This is a genomic window from Corynebacterium hansenii (assembly GCF_030408795.1).
GTDB lineage: Bacteria > Actinomycetota > Actinomycetes > Mycobacteriales > Mycobacteriaceae > Corynebacterium > Corynebacterium hansenii.
This window is the reverse complement of sequence record NZ_CP047211.1, coordinates 1,895,394-1,915,119: the sequence shown is the minus strand read 5'-3', so window position 1 is coordinate 1,915,119 and position 19,726 is coordinate 1,895,394. Positions and strand designations below refer to the sequence as shown.

Below are 19,726 nucleotides of genomic sequence, written 5' to 3'. Positions count from 1 at the left end.
ATCGGGGGATGGAGGACGCTCCGAAGCTGGAGGAGGTCGAGTACCTGGGCACCGTCGACGCGGTGGCGAGGTTGCTCGGGGAGGAGTTCGGGCCGGGGAAGAACTGGCCCTGGACGTGGGCGCGGCGGGCGGACATCGCCGAATGCGTCATCGACGCGGTGTTTTCGGTCCGCGCCCGCAGCGTCGACGTCGACCGCGTCGTCGATCGGTGGCGGCATTGGCAGGTGGAGGAGGGCATCGCCGCGGTCACGGCGTGGGATCTGGCCGTGGCGCTGCGCAATCTGCCCGGGCTGACCGGGGCGGGGCCGGTCCGCGTCGTGGAGGGCGAACCCGGGGCGCGCCGGCCCGTGTTCCCCCGCAACCGCATCGCGGGCAGGTTGAAGACCATCATCGCGGAGGAGGCCGCCACGGTCCTCGACGACGCCGGCATCGTCGGCCTGGAGAGCTTCCGCCGGCGCCTGCGCATCAGCCCGATCGCGTTGCGCAACGAGTGGTTGGGGGTCCACGGGCTGGGGGAGACCTCGTTCTGCCATCTGCGCCTGCTCGCGGGCTCCGACGTGCTGGACCCGGGGGCGCGCGTGCTGCGTTTCCTGGGTTTGGGCAGGGCGGTGCCGGCGTCGTGGGCCAAGGACGTGATCCTGGGCGTGGCCGATGCCATGGACGTGCCGCCGGTGGCCGTCGAGTACGCGCTGTCGCTGCTGGCCGCGCGGTCGCATGTGCGGCCGAAGAGGAAAGGCGCGGCGGCGGACGGAGAGGCGGCCGGCTCGACTGGTGAGGTGGCTACCGTGGATCGGGTGACCGACGCCGCAGGCGGTGAGGTGGCCGCCGCAGGCGGGGAGGCCGACGCCGCCTGAGCGGTGGCCGCCCCCTATGCTGGGCAGTCATGCATCGCTGGGTCCTGCACATCGACATGGACGCGTTCTACGCGTCCGTCGAACAGTTGACCCGGCCGACGCTGCGGGGCAGGCCGGTCCTGGTCGGGGGCGTTTCCGGCCGCGGGGTGGTCGCGGGGTGCTCCTATGAGGCGCGCGCCCACGGCGCCCATTCGGCCATGCCGATGATGCAGGCCCGCCGACTCATGCCGCCGGGCGCCGTGGTCGTCGGCCCGCGGAAGGGCATCTACGGCCCGGTGTCCCGGCGGGTGTTTTCCGTCATCCGCGAGCGCGTGCCCGTGGTGGAGCAGCTCAGCGTCGACGAGGCGTTCATGGAGCCCGCCGAGCTGGCCGGCGCCGACGCCGCGACGGTGGAGGAGTGGGCCCAGCGGCTGCGCGCCGACATCCGCGCCGAGACGGGTCTGCCCTCGTCCATCGGCGCGGGTCCTGGCAAGCAGTTCGCCAAGATCGGCTCCGGGCTGGCGAAACCCGATGGCGTGTACATCATCGAAAAATCGCGGCAGCATGAATTGCTCGACCCGCTGCCCGTCGGAAAGCTCTGGGGCGTCGGCCCGGTGACCGAAGCCAAGCTGAAGGCGCAGGGCGTGGAAACCATCGCGGATTTCGCCGCGCTGGAACCCCGCGACGTCGAGATCACCCTGGGCCGCACCGTCGGGCCGGCGCTGCAGCTGCTGGCGCGCGGGATCGACGATCGGCCGGTGAAGGAACGGGACATCGCGAAGTCCATCTCGGCCGAGTACACGTACCCGCGCGACCTGGAATCGACGGCGCAGATGCATTCGGCCATCGAGCGCGCCGGGCGGAAATCGCACGGCCGGCTGCTTTCCGACGGCCGCGGCGCGCGCACGATCACCGTCAAGGTCCGGCTCGCCGATCTGAGCCTGCACACGCGGTCCGAGACGTTGCCCTACGCCACCCAGGACGCGGAGACGCTGCTGTCGGTGGCCCACCGGCTGGCGTTCGACCCCGCGTCGATCGGCCCCGTGCGGCTGGTCGGCGTGGGGCTGTCCGGGCTCGACGCGACGATGCAGGAGGTGCTGTTCCCCGAGCTGGATCGCGGCCAGATCGTGGAGGACGCCGTGCCGGGGTTGGCGGACATGCCCGCCGGCCTGGTCGAGCTGACCGGCGACGGCACGTTGCCGACGTTCCGCGCCTCGGATTCGAAGTGGGCGCCGACCTCCGACGTCCACCACCCCGAGTACGGCCACGGGTGGGTGCAGGGGTCGGGCCACGGCGTGGTGTCGGTGCGGTTCGAATCGCGGTCGACGGGGCCGGGGCGCGGCATCAGCCTCGATGAAAACGATCCGGACCTGCGGGAATGCTCGCCGCTGTGCAGCCTCGACTGGGAGGATTGGTTCTCGGAGCACGACGACGCCGCCGAATGGGCGGACCAGCCGCCGAAGTCGGACCCGCCGGGTGCGCCGCGCCCGCCGGGGCCCGACGCCTAGACGGGCCCGAAGCCTGGAACGGAGTCCGGGGGTGCACGCGCCTAGAACAACGTCTGGGGGTGCACGCCGGCGGCGATGGCGGCGGCGAGGATGATGCGCGCCTGCGGGGCGTGGACGCAGCCCGCGCCGACGACGCCGCGCGCCGCCAGGGTCGCGCCGCCCCCGACGCCGCCGTAGGTGCCGTGGACGTCGCCGCGGGGCACGCGGGTGCACATGACGACGGGGATGTCGGCCTCGATCGCCCGGCCGATCGCCGCGGCCATCGCGGTGCCGACGTTGCCGGCGCCCATGCCCTCCACGACCAGACCCCGAGCCCCGGCGTCGATCGCGGCGTCGACGAACGCGCCGTCGGCACCCGCGTGGGCGGGGACGATGTCGACGCGGACGTCGGCCAGCTCCTTCAGGGGCAGGGCGGCCGGGCGCACCGGGTCCTCCGGGGCGTTGGTGGCGAATCCGAGCTCGTCGGTGGTGTGCCACTTCACGGCGCCGCGCACGGGCAGCACCGCGTGGCCGAAGACGATGAGCGCGCCGATGCCGCGGGCCGAGGCGTCCATGGCCACGACCATCGCCTCGAAGAGGTTGTTCGGCCCGTCGGCCTCCGGGTGATCGGCGGGCTTCTGGGCGCCGGTGAACACCACCGGGCGCTGGTCGTCGAGGAAGACGTCCACGGCCATCGCGGTCTCCTCCATCGAGTCGGTGCCGTGGGTGACCACGATCCCGTCGACGCCGGGGTCTGCGAGGATCTCGTGGATGACGGCGTTGAGCTCGTCGACCTCCGCCAGGGTCATGGAGGCGGAGTCGATGTGGGCGATCTCGCGGACCTCGACGTCGACGGAACCGGAGGGGAATCGGTCGGCGATCGGCCGGACGAGGGATTCCCCGTCCAGGGTGGGCAGCAGATGGCCCTGTCGGTCGCTGGTGCAGGCGATCGTTCCGCCGGTGGTCAGGACGACGAGGCGGGCGGGTGCGGCATCGGTGTCGGACATGCGCACCACTCTACGGAGGTGCGGTCGGGTGTAGAATCGCCGGGCGTACCGATCAACCGGCAACCACCGCCAAAGGACCCCGGGGCCGGCTCACCGCCGCAGCCCGGGCCCGATGAGGAGTGAAATGAAGTTCCACCGCAGTCTGACCGCGACCCTGGTCGCGGGCGCCACCGCACTGACGCTTGCGGCGTGCGGCGATGATGGCAAGGGCACCGAAGAGTCCAGCACGACCCCCACGACGTCGGCTTCCGAAGTCGCGGCGTTCCCCACGGCCATGGAGCTCAACGACATCCTGGCCCGCGCGACCGACCCGAACCTGCCCGTCGAGGAGAAGGCGCAGACGGTCGAGAACGGCGAGGAGGCCGCGGAGCTTTTCGACGTGATGACCCGCTCCAAGCAGGAGTCGGGGGCCACCCTCGAGGTCGTCGAGCCGGTTCTGCCGGGCTACACGCCCGATTCCGTGCTGGCCGGCGTCAACTTCATCCTGCCGGAGCAGCCGCCGCAGCTGATCGAGAGCGTGGAGTTCCGCAACGTCGACGGCAAGTGGAAGCTGTCGCGGACGTGGGCGTGTGAGCTGGTGAAGAACGTCGCCCCGGACCAGGTGCCGCCGATGTGCCTGCCGCAGGGCGTCCAGCCCCCGCCGCCGCCGGCCGAGGGTGCTCCGGCCGCGCCGGACGCCCCGCCCGCCGAGCCCGCGCCGCCGGCCCCCGAAGCCCCGCCGGCGCCCCCGGCTCCTCCGGCCCCGCCGGCCGACGCCCCGGCCCCCGAGGCCCCGCCGGCGCCCCCGGCTCCGGAGGGCCAGCCGGGCTGACCGGCTCCGCGGCGCCGTCGGGTTCCGGCCGGAAGGGCTGGACCGCGGGCGTCGCAAAGCAAGGCGGACGCAAAGGAAGGCAGACGCGGAGTCCTGCGCACGCGAAAGCACCGCGAATGGGAGAGGGCCCCGCATCCCCGATGGGATGCGGGGCCCTCCCGCGCGTTCGGCCGGTCTCTGCTTGCGTCGGCTCGTCCGGCCCGGCTTCGTCCCACTCGTGCGGCGCCCGGGACGCCTACTTGCCGAACTGCACGGCGCGGTGCGTCTGCTGGACGATGCGGGTGCCGGAATCGGCGTCCTCGCCGTCGCCGTAGGTCACCGTGGTGACGTAGTCGATGAGGCCGGCCGTCGGCAGCGGCGAATCGAGGTCGATGGTCAGGTTCCCGGACCGCGTCTCCGTGCTGGATTCGACCACGCGCAGGGTCACGCCCTCGCCGGAATCGAGCTCCGTGACGGTGGGGGTCTGGTCGACGACGACGCCGAGCTCGACGCGGTCGCCCTCGCGGGACCGCAGCGTGTAGGTCAGCGTCTGGGTGAGGGAGGAATCGCCGCCGAGGTGGGCGTCGACCTTCCACACCGCGCCCGCCGCGATCGGCTCGGCCGGGAAGACGATGGGCAGGCGCGCCCACTGCAGCAGCGCCGCCTCGGTGCCCGCGCGGGCGGTGTCGGTCGCGTCTTCCGGGGCGCCGACCTCCAGATCCGCCATGCGGCCGGTGGCGTCGGCCTTCCACTTGGCCACGAAGCCCTCGGCGGTGGCGATGTCGTCGTTGAGCGCGGCGTTGGAGCCGAAGGGGACGCCCACCTTCGCCTCCGCGGCGCGGTCCGCGCCGGAGCCCGAGGTGGACACCGTCACCGGCATTTCCAGGCGGGTGTCCGGCGTGGTCGTGTCCGCGGAGCCGTCCGCCCGCGGGCCCTCGGCCTTCTGGGTGAAGCCCTGGGTGACGATGATCGACGTCTTCTGCTCCTTGCCGCCGTCCGACCACGCGACGACGTCGGACGTGCCCTGGCCCGCATCGACCAGGGTCACCTTCGCGGGCTCGAGGGGAACCGGGGCGGTCTCGGGGGCGGGATCGGAGCCGCAGCCCGACAGGACCAGGCCGGCGGCGAGCAACATGGGGGCAAGGCGACGCATCTTCACCTGGCCCAGGCTACCGTCGCAGGGCCGTTGGCCCCGAACGGGGGACATGGGAGATGATGGGCGCGTGACCAATTCCCCCTCCACAGGATCAGAGACGAATTCCCCGCCCGACCGCGCCCCCGCCCGGCGGTGGGCCACCCTGCGCCCCAAGCGCGGGCTGCTGGCGGCGACCGTCCTGCTCGTGGCCGTGATCGACCAGGTCAGCAAGGTCGTCGCCGTCGACGCGCTGGAGGGGCAACCGCCGGTGAACATCCTCGGCGACTGGTTCCAGCTGACCCTGCTGCGCAACCCGGGCGCCGCGTTTTCCATGGGCACCGGGTCGACGTGGCTGTTCACGACCATCCAGATCGGATTCATCGTCGCGGTGGCCGCCGGATCCAAGTGGCTGCGCACCCCGTGGCCCGTGGTCTCGGCGGGGCTCATCGCGGGCGGTGCGGCCGGCAACCTCATCGACCGGCTGTTCCGCGATCCGTCGTTCTACTTCGGGCACGTCGTCGACTTCCTGTCGGTGCGCGGCTTCGCCGTGTTCAACCTCGCCGATGCGGCGATCACCGTCGGCGTGATCATGTTGGCGGGGTGGATCATGTTCTCCTCCGACGTCGACGAGATGACGGGGGAGCGTGACCGCGATGCGTGAGACGAGGCAGATGCCCGTGCCGCCGGGGCTGGCCGGCATGCGCGTCGACGCGGGGCTGGCCAAGCTTCTGGGGCTGTCGCGCACGGCGGCGGCCGAGCTGGCCGAGGCCGGCGACGTGCAGGTCGACGGCGTGACCGTGGGCAAGTCCGACCGCCTGCACGAGGACGCCTGGCTGTCGGTGCTGTTGCCCGAGGTGCAGGCGCCCCTGATGCCCAAGGAAGAGCTCGTCGAGGGCATGGACGTGCTCTACCACGACAGCGATCTGGTGGCCGTGCACAAGCCGGTCGGCGTCGCCGCGCACCCGTCCGTCGGCTGGACCGGTCCGACGGTCATCGGCGGGCTGGCGGCGGCCGGGTTCCGCATTTCGACGTCCGGCCCGCCCGAGCGCCAGGGCATCGTGCAGAGGCTCGACGTGGGCACCTCCGGCGTGATGGTGGTGGCCTGCTCGGAGCGCGGGTACTCGGTGCTCAAGCGGGCGTTCAAGAACCGCGAGGTGACCAAGACGTACCACGCGCTGGTGCAGGGGCACCCCGACCCGTCGTCGGGCACCATCGACGCCGCGATCGGCCGGCACCCGTCGGCCGGGTGGCGGTTCGCGGTGCGCCGCGACGGCAAGCACGCGGTGACGCACTACAAGACGCTGGAGGCCTTCGCCCCGGCGACGCTGCTGGAGGTGGGCCTGGAGACCGGCCGCACCCACCAGATCCGCGTGCATTTTTCCGCGCTCAACCACCCGTGCTGCGGCGACCCGATGTACGGCGCCGACGAGGCGCTGTCGAAGAAGCTCGGCCTGACCCGCCAGTGGCTGCACGCCGTGTCGGTGGGATTCCGGCACCCGGCCGATGGCCGGTGGATGCAGATCGACTGCCCGTACCCGGATGACCTGCAGCACGCCCTCGACGTGTTGAGGGCCCAATGAGCCGCCACCGCGCCCCCGAGCCCGAGAAGAAGCGCGGCGAGGTCAGCCCCGTCGCGGCGATCGTCGCGATCGTCTGCACTCTCGGACTGGCGCTCACGCTGATCCTGATGGCGGGGTCGAACCGGGTGCACGGGCCCATGAACGTCAACGGCGACATGGTCGGCGCCGAATCCGGCGAACCCATCGCCGAATACGCCGCGCGCGCGGCGAAGACGCTGCTCACTCCGCCGCCGTTGGCCGATGGCTCGGCGTCCGCCGCGTCCGACCTGCACTGGGCGCTCGTGTCCTTCGACCCGCCCGCCGACGCCGCGACCGCGGCCGCGGCGGTAGCCGGGCTCGACGGCCTGCGCGTGGGGACGATGTACGTGGGGCAGATCGTCTCGCGCAGCCTGCCCGAGCCGGTGGCCGGAGAGACGCGCGCCACGATCATCGAACGGGAATTGGCCCTGCTCGGGCGCTCCGCCGGCCCCGCTGCCCGGGGCACCGGAGGGACGGGCGTGACTGGCTTGCTGGTTCGGGGCACGCTCGGGGCGCTCCGCTCGATCGAGGGGCGCCCGGGCGTCGCCGCGGTGGAGGCGTTGGCCGCCGACGCGGTCATCGGCCGCTTCGGCGTGCGCCCGCTGCCGCTGCCCGATCCCGGGCCCGCGCCGGTTCCGGAACCGGACGGTGCGCCCGCGCCGCCGCCCGAGCCGGGCGGCGCCCCCGCTCCGGCTCCGGCGCCGGGCCGAGGTGATGCCCCCGCACCGGCTCCGGCCCCCGCACCGGTCGGCGCACCGGTTGGCGCCCCCGCACCGGTCGGTGCCCCTGCTCCGGCTCCCGCCCGGGTGGGCGCTCCCGCCCCCGCGCAGCCGCGGCCTCCGGCTCCCGCCGCGGGCGCCGCACCCGCTCCCGCGCCGGCACCCGCCCCCGCCCCCGGAACGAGGGCGCCGTGATCGAGGCATTTCTCGCTTATCTGCTGTGGGGCGCGTTCCCGCTGTACTTCCCGCTGCTGCAGCCCGCGGGCCCGGTGGAGATCCTCGCCCACCGGTTCGTGTGGACCCTCGCGGTCATGGCCGTGATCCTGCTCGCGCTGCGCAAGTGGCGCGAACTTCGCGGGGCGTCCCCGCGCACATGGGGCATCGTCGCCGCCGCGGCGGCCTTCATCGCCGTCAACTGGGGCGTCTACGTTTACGCGGTCAACTCGGGCCACATCGCCGAGGCCGCGCTGGGCTACTTCATCAACCCGCTGGTCTCGGTGCTGCTGGGCGTCATCTTCCTCAAGGAGCGCCTGACGTTCCTGCAGAAGTGGTCCGTCGGCATCGCGGCGGTCGCGGTGATCGTCCTGACCATCGGCGTCGGCCGGCCCCCGGTGCTCGCCCTGCTGTTGGCGTTCAGCTTCGGTTTCTACGGGCTGCTGAAGAAGCGCGTCAGCCTCTCGGCGACGGCGTCGCTGACGGCGGAGTCGCTGATCATGGCGCCGCTGGCCATCGCGTACCTCGTCGACCTGGGTGAGCGCGGTACCGGCACCTTCACGGCGGAGGGAACCGGGCACGCCCTGCTGCTGGCGTCCTCCGGCCTTGCGACGGCCCTGCCGCTGCTCCTCTTCGGCGTCGGAGCCAAGAAGATCCCGTTGTCCACCATCGGCCTGATGCAGTACATCACGCCGATGATGCAGATGAGCATCGCCATCTTCATCGCCGGCGAGCAGCTCGAACCCGCCCGCTGGCTGGGTTACGTCATCATCTGGGTGGCTGTGGCGGTGTTCGTCACCGACCTCCTGCTGCGCCACCGGCGCAACCGCCGGCGCCGGCGCGCCGAGCGGTTGGAGGGTTGACCGCACCGCACGGCGCGCGGCCGGTCAGGCCCCGAAGAGCTCCCGCAGGTGCTCGTTGAGGAACACGCCTTCCGGGTCGACCCGGCGGCGCAGCGCGGCGACGTCGTCGAAAAGCGGGTAGCGCTCGCGCAACTGCTCGGCGCCCAGGGTGTGCAGCTTGCCCCAGTGCGGGCGGCCGCCCGCGGCCAGGAAGATCGGCTCGAGCAGATCGAAGTACTGGCGGTGATCCTCGCGGTGGTAGCGGTGCGCCGCGATGTACGCGCTGTCGCGCCCGTAGGCGGTGGACAGGGCGACGTCATCGCCCTTGGCGGCGCGGATCTCCAGGGGGAACGACACCCACGCGTGGTGGCGGTCGATGATGCGGCGCACCTCGTCGAGGACCTCGGGCAGCGACTCCAGCGGGATCGCGTACTCCATCTCGGCGAAGCGCACGCGGCGCGGCGAGACGAAGACCTTGTGGGCCTCGTCGACGTACCGGCGGGTGGACACCGTCTTCGACGCGAAGTCGTTCAGCTTCCGCGTCAGCGTCGGCGCGGTCCTGGCGATCTCGCAGAGGGCCAGCAGGCCGGCGTTGTTGATGACCTCGTCGGCGATGAACTCGCCCGCCCGGCCCAGCAGCCCCGGGGCGTTGGCGGAGGCCATGTCCTCGATGCCCGGCAGGCGCGTGTTCTCCTTCACCAGCGCCCGGTCGGTGCCGGGGAACCAGTAGAACTCCATGTGGTCGACGGCGGCGACGCGCTCCGGGAAGGTGCGGCGGACCTCGTCGAAGTCCTCGGCGTGCTCGTCGGCGGACAGTCGGAAGGCAGGCACCGCGTCGAGCGTCAGCTCGGTGATCACGCCGAAGGCGCCCAGGCCCAGCCGGGCCAGGCGGAACAGCTCGCCCGCCACGCCGGGGGCGCCCTCGTATGCGTGGACCTCTTCGCCGTCGGCGCCCACGACGCGGAAACCCCGGACCATCCCGGCGAACCCCGTGAAGCCCAGGCCGGTGCCGTGGGTGCCGGTGGACACCGCGCCGGCCAGCGCCTGCGGGTCGACGTCGCCCTGGTTGGCCAGCGCCAGGCCGCGCGGCCGCAGGATGCCGGGGACGTCGCGCAGGCGGGTGCCGGCGCGCAGCGTCACCGTGCCCGCGTCGGGATCGGCCCCGACGAATCCGCGCATCTTGTCCAGCTGCACCCGGTGGCCGTCGGTGACGGCGACCGGGGTGAAGGAATGCCCGGCGCCCAGCGGACGCACGGTGCCGCCCGACGCCGCCGCCTCCCGCACGATGCGGCCGACTTCGGCCGCATCCGCCGGCTGATGCACGGCACCCGGGACGCATGTCTGGGTGCCGGCCCAATTGCTCCACCTGTTGTCGTTCACGAGTAGATCAGTCCCTTTCCTCGGTAGGTGGCCCAGCGGCCGACGATGTCGCCGCCGGAGACGACGACCGCTTCATTCGCGTGCTCGGCGGTTTCGCCGGCTTTCGCGTGGCGGAACCACACGGCGTCGCCGATGCGAAGCGTGTGCGCGGCGTCGCCGGTCAGCGGCGTCTGCACTTCGCCCGGCCCTTCGTCGGCCGCGTAGGTCAGCCCGGCGGGGTGCACGGGGCTGGGCAGGCGGTCCCCGCCGGCCGGTCCGGATGCGATGCGGCCGCCGCCGGCGACGGTGACCGTGTCCTTCTTCGGGCGCCTGACGACGGGCAGGACGAACCAGCTGGCCGGCCGCAGTGTGAATGCGCGGTAGCCGTCGAAAAGAGTCGGCGCGACGAATCCGGAACCGGCCGCCGCCTCGGTGACGGCGCGTTCGGCGCACGTCGATTCCAGCGAACCGGTGCCGCCGCCGTTGACCAGCTCCAGCGGGCCCACCGCCCGCTCGACCGCGGCGACGACCCTGGCGCGGCGCTTGGCCAGCTCGCGGCGCGACAGCTTCTGCATGATCCGGATGGCGGTGGCGCGCGGGCCGGCGCCGGCGTCGCCGACTCCGGCGATGTGGCCCTCGTACATCATCACGCCGACCACGCGCAGCCCCGGCGTGGAATCCACGGCGCGCGCCAGGTCCGCCGCCTGGCGCGGGGAATGGGTGGGGGAGCGCAGCGTGCCGATGTGCACGCCCGGCGCGGGCGCCCACGAGGCGTCGATGTCGAGGCAGATCCGCAGCGGGGCATCCTCCGAGGCGTGGCGGGCGAGGGCGGGCAGCTGTTCCGCGGAGTCGACCATGATCGCGATGGCGGCGCGCGCCCCCGCGTCGGCGGCGAGTTCGGCCAGCGCGGCGTCATCCGCGGTGGGGTAGGCGACGAGGATGTCGTCGCTGATGCCCTCCGAAAACAGCATCAGCGCTTCGGCCAACGTGTACGCCAGCACGCCCTGGAAACCGGGCTTGGCCAGCACGTGGGAGATCAGCTCCGGGATGCGCAGCGACTTCGACGCCACCCGGATCGGCGTGCCGCCGGCGCGGCGGAGCAGATCGTCGGCGTTGGCGTCGACGGCGTCGAGATCGACGACGAGGGCGGGCAGCCGCTCGTCGGCCACCGCGTCCCGGATCGACCGGGGGACGGGCTCGGAAACGGGGAGGGCCGGTGCGTTCATGCGGGAAAGGTTACGCGCAGGCGAGGGCGGGCGCGGACGATTCGGGCAAGCTCGCGGCCGTCTCCGGAGCGCGGGTGGTCAACGCCGTCAGCTCCGTGCCGGCGACATGCGTCGGGTGCGGTGGATGAGGTGCCCGGGGGCGTCGCAAAGCAAAAAACCGCACCACCGGAAGGTGATGCGGGTGCGCGCCCGGAAGCCGGGGCCGCTCGCGGGCCCGGACCGGTCAGCTGTGCTTAGACCAGCCAGCTGTAGCGCGTGGCGTCGGTCTCCGAGGAGATGACGTCGCCGTCGACCAGGTAGCCGGCCGCGACCGGGCGGCGGTCCATCGAGGCGATGGCGTTGTTCAGGGCCTGGGCGGGGAAGAGGGTGTAGACGCCATCGGGCAGGGGAGTGAACATCGCGTGTCCTTTCCTTGGAGGTTGTCCGGCCGGAGCTTTCCGGCGGATACGTTCCTGAGGTGAAACGTGAGGGTGCGCTCAAGTATGGGGAAGGGTCGGCGGATTGTAAAGTTTTGGTAACGTGACCTTGCACACGTCTATCGACATGCATATATGCAGGTAGGACTTATTTTTGGTTCTAACTTCGCGCGCATTGGCCCGCCATCCGGGCCACCGCCTACAATCCGGAGCCATGGCCAATTCCAGCTTCGTGCATCTCCACAACCACACCGAGTACTCGATGCTGGACGGGATGGCGAAGATCGACTTGCTGGCCGACGAGGTCTCCCGGCAGGGCATGCCGGCGGTCGGAGTCACCGACCACGGCAACATGTTCGGCTCCAACGCCTTCTACCGGCAGATGAAGGCCAAGGGGATCAAGCCGATCATCGGCATCGAGGCGTACATGGCGCCGGAGAGCCGCTTCAACAAGAACCGCATCACCTGGGGCGACCCCCACCAGAAGGGCGACGACGTCTCCGGCCGCGGCTCCTACCTGCACCAGACGATGCTCGCCGAAAACGTGCAGGGCCTGCACAACCTCTTCTACCTGTCGTCGATGGCGTCGTACGAGGGGCAGATGGGCAAGTACCCGCGCATGGACGCCGAAATCATCGCCGAGCGGGCCGAGGGCATCATCGCCACCACCGGCTGCCCCTCCGGCGACGTGCAGACCCGCCTGCGCCTCGGGCAGTTCGACGAGGCGCTGGCCGCGGCCGGCATGTGGCAGGACATCTACGGCAAGGACAACTACTTCCTCGAGCTCATGGACCACGGGCTCGACATCGAAACGCGGGTGCGTGCCGAGCTGCTGGAAATCGGCCGCAAGCTCAACCTGCCGCCCGTCGTCACCAACGACTGCCACTACGTCACCCGCGACCAGGCGAAGGCGCACGAGGCGATGCTGTGCGTGCAGACCGGCAAGACCCTGCACGACCCCGACCGCTTCAAATTCGACGGCGACGGCTACTACATCAAGACCGCCGCGGAAATGCGCGAAACCTGGGACCACCTGGTGCCCGACGCCTGCGACAACACGCTGCTCATCGCCGAGCGCGTCGGCGACTACGACGAAGTCTGGGAAGAGCACCCGCACGACCGCATGCCCAAGGCCGACGTCCCCGAGGGCGAGACGCCGACGACGTGGCTGCGGCACCAGGTGATGGAGGGGCTGAAAAAGCGTTTCGACGGCGCCGAGGTGCCGGAGGAGTACATCCGCCGCGCCGAATACGAAATCGACGTCATCGACGGCAAGGGCTACCCGTCCTACTTCCTCATCGTCGCCGACATCATCGCCCACGCCCGCGACATCGGCATCAAGGTCGGGCCGGGCCGAGGGTCGGCCGCCGGCTCGCTGGTCGCCTACGCCACGTGGATCACCAACATCGACCCGATCGAGCACGGCCTGCTGTTCGAGCGATTCCTCAACCCCGAGCGCCCGTCCGCGCCCGACATCGACATCGACTTCGACGACCGCCGCCGAGACGAGATGATCCGCTACGCCGCCGACAAGTGGGGCGAGGACAAGGTCGCGCAGGTGGTCACCTTCGGCACGGTCAAGACGAAGCAGGCCATCAAGGACTCCGCGCGCGTGCAGTTCGGCCAGCCGGGCTACCAGATCGCCGATCGCATCACCAAGGCCCTGCCGCCGCCGATCATGGCGAAGGACATCCCGCTCGGCGGCATCGTCGACCCGTCGCACGAGCGCTACGGCGAGGCCGCGGAGGTTCGCCAGCTCATCGAGACCGACGCCGACGTCGCCCGCATCTACGAGACCGCCCGCGGCCTGGAGGGCGTGGTCCGCCAGACCGGCGTCCACGCCTGCGCGGTGATCATGGCGTCGGTGCCGCTGCTCGATCACATCCCCATGTGGAAGCGCGCCGCCGACGGGGCGATCATCACCGGCTGGGACTACCCGGCGTGCGAGGCCATCGGCCTGCTGAAGATGGACTTCCTGGGCCTGCGCAACCTGACGGTCATCGGCGACTGCCTGGAAAACGTCAAGTCCAACCGCGGCGAGCACATCGACCTGGACACCCTCGACGTCGTCGACGGCCCGACGTACGAGCTGCTGGCCCGCGGCGACACGCTCGGCGTCTTCCAGCTCGACGGCGGCGGCATGCGCGAACTGCTCAAGCGCATGCGCCCGACGGAGTTCAACGACATCGTGGCCGCCCTGGCGCTGTACCGCCCGGGCCCGATGGGCGTCAACGCCCACTGGGAGTACGCGGACCGCAAGAACGGCGTCAAGCCGATCGTGCCCATCCATCCGGAGCTCGAGGAGCCGCTGCAGGAGATTCTCTCCGAAACCTACGGCCTGATCGTCTACCAGGAGCAGATCATGAGGATCTCGCAGAAGGTGGCGAATTACACGGCCGGCCAGGCCGATGGCTTCCGCAAGGCCATGGGCAAGAAGAAGCCCGAGGTGCTGGAGAAGGAGTTCATCAACTTCGAGGGCGGCATGAAGGCCAACGGCTACTCGGACGCGGCGATCAAGACGCTGTGGGACACGATCCTGCCGTTCGCCGGGTACGCGTTCAACAAGTCGCATGCCGCCGGTTACGGCCTGGTGTCCTTCTGGACCGCCTACCTGAAGGCGAATTACACCGCCGAGTACATGGCCGCGCTGCTGACGTCGGTGTCGGACAACAAGGACAAGTCCGCGATCTACCTGTCGGACTGCCGCCACCTGGGCATCCGGGTGCTGTCGCCGGACGTGAACGAGTCGGCGATGAACTTCCAGTCGGTGGGCGAGGACATCCGCTTCGGCCTCGGCGCGATCCGCAACGTCGGCCGCGACGTCGTCGATTCGATCGTGGCGACCCGCGAGGAAAAGGGCGCGTTCAAGGACTTCTCCGATTACCTGGACAAGATCGACACGCTGCCGTGCTCGAAGCGCGTGACGGAGTCGCTGATCAAGGGCGGCGCGTTCGACTCGATGGGCCACCCCCGCAAGGGTCTGGCGCTGATCCACGAGGATGCGGTCGACGCCGCGCTGCCGACGAAGAAGGCCGCCGACAAGGGCCAATTCGACCTGTTCGCCGACTTCGGCGGAGGGGACGAGGCCGGCGACGAGGCGGAGAACGTCTTCCAGGTGAAGATCCCGGAGGAGAACTGGGAGCGCAAGCACGAGCTGGCCCTCGAGCGCGAGATGCTCGGCCTGTACGTGTCGGGCCACCCGCTCGACGGGTTCGAGGAGTCCCTGGCGCAGCAGACCGACACCGCCATCACGACGATTGTCGGCGGCGAAGTGCCGCACGGCACCGAGGTGGTCATCGGCGGCATCATTTCCAGCGTCGACCGCCGCGTGAACAAGGACGGCCTGCCGTGGGCGATCATCGGCCTGGAAGACCACAACGGCGCGACGGTGGAGATCCTCGCCTTCCCACGCACGTACGCCATGGTGTCCACGATGGTGGCGGAGGATGCGATCGTGCTGGCGCGCGCCCGCGTCCAGTACCGCGATGACCGCCTGTCCATTGTCTGCGATGACCTGAAGGTCCCTGACCTGGGGCTGAACGGCTCGGGCAGCCCGATTCGCCTGACCATGCGCACGGATCAGTGCACGCCGGAGAACATCCTGAAGCTCAAGAGCGTGCTGGTGAACAACAAGGGCGATTCGGACGTGTACCTGAATCTGGTGGAGGGCAACAATTCGACGCTGATGGTCCTCGGCGAGCACCTGCGGGTGACCAAGTCCGCCAGCCTCTACGGGGACCTCAAGGCGACGATGGGCACGGGGATCCTGGGGTAGTTGTTCCGGGCGTCAGCCACCCGTCGGCCGGCACCGGCGCTCCGCAGGCCGGGAACCGGTGCTCCGCCGCAACCGCGGGTGGATTCCGCCTCCCAGTCGGGCCAGCGCCGACCTTTCCGGCCCTCCGCCCCAGATGCGCCAGCTCCGTGCAGATGCGCCCGTTGCAACGGGCGCATCTGCACGGAGCTGGCGCATCTGCGGGAGGGGGCGGGAGCAGGGCGGGGGGGGAGAGGAGCAGGGCGGGGTGACGGAACGGGGCGGAGTGGCGGAGCGGGGTGATGCGGCGGGGCGTGGAGCGGCTGCCGCTACTTTTCCCACCCGTAATCGTCGACGGACACCCACCCCGACGCGGTCTTGCCCGAATCGCCGAGCGGCACGGTGAACGTGAGGCGCTCGCGGCCGGTCAGGTCGATCATCGCGTCGCCCAGGCGGTAGCGGCTGCCGGACCGCACTCCCTGGATCTCCCACGAGGTGACGGGCGCATTGGCCTGGAGGGCCTTGACGTCGCGCTTCCCCTCGCCCGCGGCCCCGCCCGCCCGGTCTTCGGCGTAGGTGAACAGCAGCACCGACGCGGGGGAGTCGCCTTCGGTCGCCGGCCACGCCGCGTTGGCCTGGCAGCCGAATACGGTGTCCTCGCCGCCGTCGTCGGCGTCGGACCAGCACAGCATCTGCGTCCCGCCGAGGCTGAATTGGATGGCGTCGGCGTCGACGGTCACCGGCTTGGCGGGGGTTTCGCCGGTGGTCGGGTTGCCGTCGTCGTCGACGCTTGGCGACGGCCCGGCGCCGTCCTTGCCGGATGCATCCCCGCCGGCTCCGTCTCCGCGTTCGGCGGGTGCGCCGGTCGTGCCATCGGTTGCGGTGGGGGCGCCCGGATTCGCGGCACCCGACGCGCCGCCATCGCCCGTCGAACACGCCGCGGCCGCCATGAGGGGCACGAGGAGCAGTGCGGCGGCGGGGCGTCGTAAAGCTCTGTGCAAATTCATGCGCCCACGGTACCCATTCGGGCGATCGATTTCATTGGGAAATGTACTTTTCGTGCATATCGCCGTGCCCTCCGTGCAACCTACCCTGTCGCCTTCCTAGCCGATCCCACTCCTTGAACCCCGCGTTCCACTTTCGGTTGCGGGGGCGAGTATCGTCTACGGCCATGAACGCTTCTTCCGCGCCGTCCACCGACACCGCCCGCCGCCTCGTCCATGCGGCGGACATCCAGGCCGCCCAGGCCAGGATTTCGTCGGTCATCGCCGCGACGCCGCTGCAGTTCTGCCCGCGGCTGAGCGAGGAAACGGGGGCGAAGGTATTCCTCAAGCGCGAGGACCTGCAGGACGTGCGGTCGTACAAGATCCGCGGCGCCTACAACGCGATGGTGCAGCTCACCGAGGAGGAACGCGCCGCCGGCGTCGTCGCCGCATCCGCCGGCAACCACGCGCAGGGCGTCGCTTACGCCTGCCGCACCCTCGGCGTGAAGGGCCGCATCTACGTGCCCAACCAGACGCCGAAGCAGAAGCGCGACCGCATCGCGTACCACGGCCGCGATGCGGTGGAGATCATCGTCACCGGCGACAGCTTCGACGAGGCGTCGTCCGCCGCCCGCGCCGACGCGCAGACCTCCGGCGCGGCGATCATCGAGCCGTTCGACTCGTTCAACACCATCGTGGGCCAGGGCACCGTCGCCGCGGAGATCGTCGCGCAGCTGTCCGGCCAGGGCCTGACCCCGGACACCGTGTGCGTGCCCGTCGGCGGCGGCGGCCTGCTCGCCGGCGTGACCAGCTACTTCGCGGACATGTCGCCGCGCACCGCGATGGTCGCCGTCGAGCCCGCCGGCGCCGCCTGCCTCACCGCGGCGATGGCCGCCGACGAGCCCGTCGAGCTGCCCTCCGTCGACCCCTTCGTCGACGGCGCGGCGGTGAAGAAGCTCGGCGAACTGCCGTACTCCATCGTCGACCGCAACCGCTCGCGCATCCACACGGTCATCGCGCCCGAGGGCGCGGTGTGCGTGGCGCAGCTCGACCTGTACCAGAACGAGGGCATCATCGCCGAGCCCGCGGGCGCGCTGTCCGTCGCCGCGCTCGACCAGATCAACCCCCGCCCGGGCGAGGTCATCGTCTGCATCATCTCCGGCGGCAACAACGACGTCCTGCGCTACGCCGAGATCATGGAGCGCTCGCTGGTCTACCGCGGGCTGAAGCATTACTTCCTGGTCAATTTCCCGCAGAAGCCCGGCCAACTGCGCATGTTCCTCAACGAGATCCTCGGCCCGGACGACGACATCGCCCTGTTCGAGTACCTCAAGCGCAACAACCGCGAGACCGGTGCGGCGCTGGTCGGCATCGAGTTGCGCAACGCCGGCGACCTCGACGCGCTGGTCGCCCGGATGGACGCCTCGCCGCTGGATTGCCGGCGCCTGATGCCGGGCACCCCGGAGTACGATTTCCTGACCTGATCGGGGTCTGGCGGCGCCCCGAATCGCCTGTTACGCTGGCGCTTGCACTTGAGACGACTGGCCCCGCGGTGACCACGCCACGGGGCCGGCCTGACGAAGACCCCTGCTTTCCAGGCGGGAGGACGGTGACCCCGCCGACGCGACGGGTGAATGCCGGGGAGGACCCCGGCTGCCGTGCCCCCGGCAGGTGATGGTCCGCCAGCGCCACGGAGAGAAAGGGGTCTTTCGTGCGCGCAAAAACCATTCCCGAAAAGCTTGACGACGCCACCGTGACCTCGTATCCGCTGCGCTGGTGGGGCGTGGCCGTGCTGGCTCTGGCGATCGTGATCCTCGCCATCGACATGACGGTGCTGAACTTCGCGCTGCCCGCCATCTCGCGCGACCTCGACCCTTCGGGCACGCAGCTGCTGTGGATCGTCGACGTCTACGCGTTCGTCATCGCGACGCTGCTGATCACCATGGGCACCCTCGGCGACCGCATCGGCCGCCGCCGGCTGCTGATGTGGGGCATCGCCGGGTTCGGCGCGGCGTCGCTGCTGGCGGCGTACTCGGTGAGCCCGATGATGCTCATCGTCGCCCGCGCCCTGCAGGGCATCGCCGGGGCCACGCTGATGCCGTCGACGCTGTCGCTGATCAAGGCGATGTTCCCCGACAAGAACGAGTTGCCGCGCGCGATCGCGGTGTGGATCTCGTGCTACTCGCTCGGCGCGATCATCGGGCCGGTGCTCGGCGGGTGGCTGCTGGAGCACTTCCACTGGGGTTCGGTGTTCATCATCAACGTGCCCGTTGCCGCGGCGGTGATCGTCGGCGGCCTGCTGGTGCTGCCGGAGTCGAAGGCGAAGGCGCCGGGCCGTTTCGACATCGCCGGGGCGGTGCTGTCGATGGTGGCCCTGTTCGGCGTGGTCGGCGCGCTGAAGGCGGCCACGGCCGGCCTGCACTGGGTGGTTCCGGCGCTGCTGGGCACCATCGCGTTGCTCGCCGCGGGCGCGCTGATCTCGCACCTGAACTACGCGCCCCATCCGCTGGTCGACGTCCGGCTGCTGCGCGACCGGGCGTACGCGATGGCGGTGGCCATCAACGCGATGTCGTCGTTCCTGCTGGTCGGCGCGATGTTCTACCTGACACAGTACCTGCAGGTGGTGCTCGGCATCAGCCCGGTCCACGCGGGACTGCTGCTCATGCCGGGCATGGTCGCGTCGATGGTGGCGACGATGCTCACCGGCGAGCTGGTGCGCAGGTTCTCCGCCCGGCCGCTGTTGATCATCGCCATTTCGCTGGCGGCCGTCGGGCTGTTCATGCACGTGGTCGAGGCCTCCGGCGTGTGGCCGGCGGTGTCCGCGGGTTCCGGGGCGCAGGCGTGGTTCGCGGCGTCGTTCATCCTGCTGGGCATCGGCTCGGGGATGATCGACCCGGTCACCAACACGATCATCCTGGGCTCGGCGCCGCCCGAGCAGTCCGGTGCGGCGTCGGCGCTGTCGGAGGTCGGCTACGAGCTCGGCGGCGCGTTCGGCGCGGCGCTGCTCGGTTCGGTGCTGGTGGGCGCCTACGCGCGCGAGCTGTCGACGGTCGACCTGCCCCTCGACGCGGCCCAGGCCTCGGCGCTTTCCGACAACGTCAATTCCGCCCACAAGCTCGCCGAATCCCTTCCGGAGAACGTGGGCGCGATGGTCGTCGACGTGGCGGACAAGGCGTTCACCACCGGCATGAGCTGGGCGGCGGCGGTGGCGGTGGCGTGCTGCATCGCGACGGCCGTCGCCGTGCGCATGCTGTTGCCGAACGTGCGGGCCGGAGGTGACGACGCCCATGAGGTCGCGATCCCCGAGCGTCGTTAGAATGAAGCCCGATGCGCGGGCCCGGAAATGCCCGCACAACGGGACCCCAAG

General features: G+C 70.9%; 16 protein-coding genes. 10 read left to right on the top strand and 6 right to left on the bottom strand.

The genetic code is table 11. The features are described 5' to 3' along the window. Positions 1-8 precede the first annotated feature (8 nt). Together CHAN_RS08305 and CHAN_RS08300 are read left to right on the top strand one after the other, a co-directional pair. Complete coding sequence (locus tag CHAN_RS08305) at positions 9-854, top strand: DUF8548 family protein (protein WP_290288552.1); 846 nt, start codon at positions 9-11, stop codon at positions 852-854. Positions 855-883: 29 nt separating this feature from the next. Beyond that, positions 884-2,341 (top strand): DNA polymerase IV, encoded by a 1,458-nt coding sequence (locus CHAN_RS08300; RefSeq protein ID WP_290288546.1) that lies wholly within the window; start codon positions 884-886, stop codon positions 2,339-2,341. 41 nt (positions 2,342-2,382) lie between these two features. On the opposite strand, the gene CHAN_RS08295 is transcribed toward CHAN_RS08300, so the two are convergent. Next, complete coding sequence (locus CHAN_RS08295; protein WP_290288543.1) at positions 2,383-3,327, bottom strand: asparaginase; 945 nt, start codon at positions 3,325-3,327, stop codon at positions 2,383-2,385. Between the two features lie 124 nt (positions 3,328-3,451). Here CHAN_RS08295 and CHAN_RS08290 point away from each other — a divergent pair, with 124 nt between their 5' ends. Next, a complete protein-coding gene (locus CHAN_RS08290) occupies positions 3,452-4,138 on the top strand; it encodes a WKL family lipoprotein (RefSeq protein ID WP_048744539.1) in 687 nt (228 codons plus the stop codon). Positions 4,139-4,373: 235 nt separating this feature from the next. Here the strand turns inward: CHAN_RS08290 and CHAN_RS08285 are convergent, their stop codons facing one another. Next, a complete protein-coding gene (locus CHAN_RS08285) occupies positions 4,374-5,276 on the bottom strand; it encodes a hypothetical protein (protein WP_290288537.1) in 903 nt (300 codons plus the stop codon). 160 nt (positions 5,277-5,436) lie between these two features. On the opposite strand from CHAN_RS08285, the gene lspA reads away from it, so the two are divergent. From lspA to rarD, 4 genes are read left to right on the top strand one after another with little or no spacing between them, the layout of a single operon-like run. Next, positions 5,437-5,913: a signal peptidase II gene (lspA, locus tag CHAN_RS08280; protein WP_377748477.1), complete on the top strand. Its 477-nt coding sequence runs from the start codon at positions 5,437-5,439 to the stop codon at positions 5,911-5,913. After that, the gene (locus CHAN_RS08275; RefSeq protein ID WP_048744679.1) at positions 5,906-6,832 is read left to right on the top strand and encodes an RluA family pseudouridine synthase; all 927 of its coding nucleotides are present in this window, start codon (positions 5,906-5,908) and stop codon (positions 6,830-6,832) included. The genes lspA and CHAN_RS08275 overlap by 8 nt, the downstream gene beginning before the upstream one ends. After that, positions 6,829-7,764: a hypothetical protein gene (locus CHAN_RS08270; protein WP_290288530.1), complete on the top strand. Its 936-nt coding sequence runs from the start codon at positions 6,829-6,831 to the stop codon at positions 7,762-7,764. The genes CHAN_RS08275 and CHAN_RS08270 overlap by 4 nt, the downstream gene beginning before the upstream one ends. Then, positions 7,761-8,645 (top strand): EamA family transporter RarD, encoded by an 885-nt coding sequence (gene rarD, locus CHAN_RS08265; protein ID WP_290288525.1) that lies wholly within the window; start codon positions 7,761-7,763, stop codon positions 8,643-8,645. The genes CHAN_RS08270 and rarD overlap by 4 nt, the downstream gene beginning before the upstream one ends. A 24-nt stretch (positions 8,646-8,669) precedes the next feature. On the opposite strand, the gene CHAN_RS08260 is transcribed toward rarD, so the two are convergent. The 3 genes from CHAN_RS08260 to CHAN_RS08250 all read right to left on the bottom strand — a co-directional run bounded on the left by CHAN_RS08260 (position 8,670) and on the right by CHAN_RS08250 (position 11,607). Next, positions 8,670-10,004 (bottom strand): D-arabinono-1,4-lactone oxidase, encoded by a 1,335-nt coding sequence (locus CHAN_RS08260; protein WP_290288522.1) that lies wholly within the window; start codon positions 10,002-10,004, stop codon positions 8,670-8,672. Further along, on the bottom strand, positions 10,001-11,209 hold the full coding sequence (locus CHAN_RS08255; RefSeq protein ID WP_290288518.1) for an alanine racemase: 1,209 nt from the start codon (positions 11,207-11,209) through the stop codon (positions 10,001-10,003). Before CHAN_RS08255 ends, CHAN_RS08260 begins: the two co-directional genes overlap by 4 nt. 233 nt (positions 11,210-11,442) lie before the next feature. Next, entirely contained in the window at positions 11,443-11,607 is a 165-nt protein-coding gene (locus CHAN_RS08250; RefSeq protein ID WP_193388866.1) for a hypothetical protein, read from the bottom strand. A gap of 232 nt (positions 11,608-11,839) precedes the next feature. Between CHAN_RS08250 and dnaE the strand changes: the two genes are divergently transcribed. Next, positions 11,840-15,400, top strand: coding sequence for a DNA polymerase III subunit alpha (gene dnaE, locus CHAN_RS08245; protein ID WP_048744533.1), 3,561 nt, complete (start codon positions 11,840-11,842; stop codon positions 15,398-15,400). A gap of 305 nt (positions 15,401-15,705) precedes the next feature. On the opposite strand, the gene CHAN_RS08240 is transcribed toward dnaE, so the two are convergent. Further along, a complete protein-coding gene (locus tag CHAN_RS08240; protein ID WP_290288509.1) occupies positions 15,706-16,383 on the bottom strand; it encodes a hypothetical protein in 678 nt (225 codons plus the stop codon). Between the two features lie 164 nt (positions 16,384-16,547). On the opposite strand from CHAN_RS08240, the gene ilvA reads away from it, so the two are divergent. Both ilvA and CHAN_RS08230 read left to right on the top strand, forming a co-directional pair. Continuing rightward, positions 16,548-17,843, top strand: a complete 1,296-nt coding sequence (ilvA, locus tag CHAN_RS08235) for a threonine ammonia-lyase IlvA (RefSeq protein ID WP_048744529.1) — start codon at positions 16,548-16,550, stop codon at positions 17,841-17,843. Between the two features lie 227 nt (positions 17,844-18,070). Further along, complete coding sequence (locus CHAN_RS08230) at positions 18,071-19,675, top strand: MFS transporter (RefSeq protein WP_290288505.1); 1,605 nt, start codon at positions 18,071-18,073, stop codon at positions 19,673-19,675. Positions 19,676-19,726: the final 51 nt, after the last annotated feature.

Bases quoted from the DNA above. Each gene is read 5' to 3' on its own strand.
- CHAN_RS08290 (WP_048744539.1), top strand. From the start codon at position 3,452: ATGAAGTTCCACCGCAGTCTGACCGCGACCCTGGTCGCGGGCGCCACC.
- CHAN_RS08300 (WP_290288546.1), top strand. From the start codon at position 884: ATGCATCGCTGGGTCCTGCACATCGACATGGACGCGTTCTACGCGTCC.
- CHAN_RS08295 (WP_290288543.1), bottom strand. From the start codon at position 3,327: ATGTCCGACACCGATGCCGCACCCGCCCGCCTCGTCGTCCTGACCACC.
- CHAN_RS08275 (WP_048744679.1), top strand. From the start codon at position 5,906: ATGCGTGAGACGAGGCAGATGCCCGTGCCGCCGGGGCTGGCCGGCATG.
- ilvA (WP_048744529.1), top strand. From the start codon at position 16,548: ATGAACGCTTCTTCCGCGCCGTCCACCGACACCGCCCGCCGCCTCGTC.
- CHAN_RS08240 (WP_290288509.1), bottom strand. From the start codon at position 16,383: ATGAATTTGCACAGAGCTTTACGACGCCCCGCCGCCGCACTGCTCCTC.
- dnaE (WP_048744533.1), top strand. From the start codon at position 11,840: ATGGCCAATTCCAGCTTCGTGCATCTCCACAACCACACCGAGTACTCG.
- CHAN_RS08270 (WP_290288530.1), top strand. From the start codon at position 6,829: ATGAGCCGCCACCGCGCCCCCGAGCCCGAGAAGAAGCGCGGCGAGGTC.
- CHAN_RS08255 (WP_290288518.1), bottom strand. From the start codon at position 11,209: ATGAACGCACCGGCCCTCCCCGTTTCCGAGCCCGTCCCCCGGTCGATC.
- CHAN_RS08305 (WP_290288552.1), top strand. From the start codon at position 9: ATGGAGGACGCTCCGAAGCTGGAGGAGGTCGAGTACCTGGGCACCGTC.
- CHAN_RS08250 (WP_193388866.1), bottom strand. From the start codon at position 11,607: ATGTTCACTCCCCTGCCCGATGGCGTCTACACCCTCTTCCCCGCCCAG.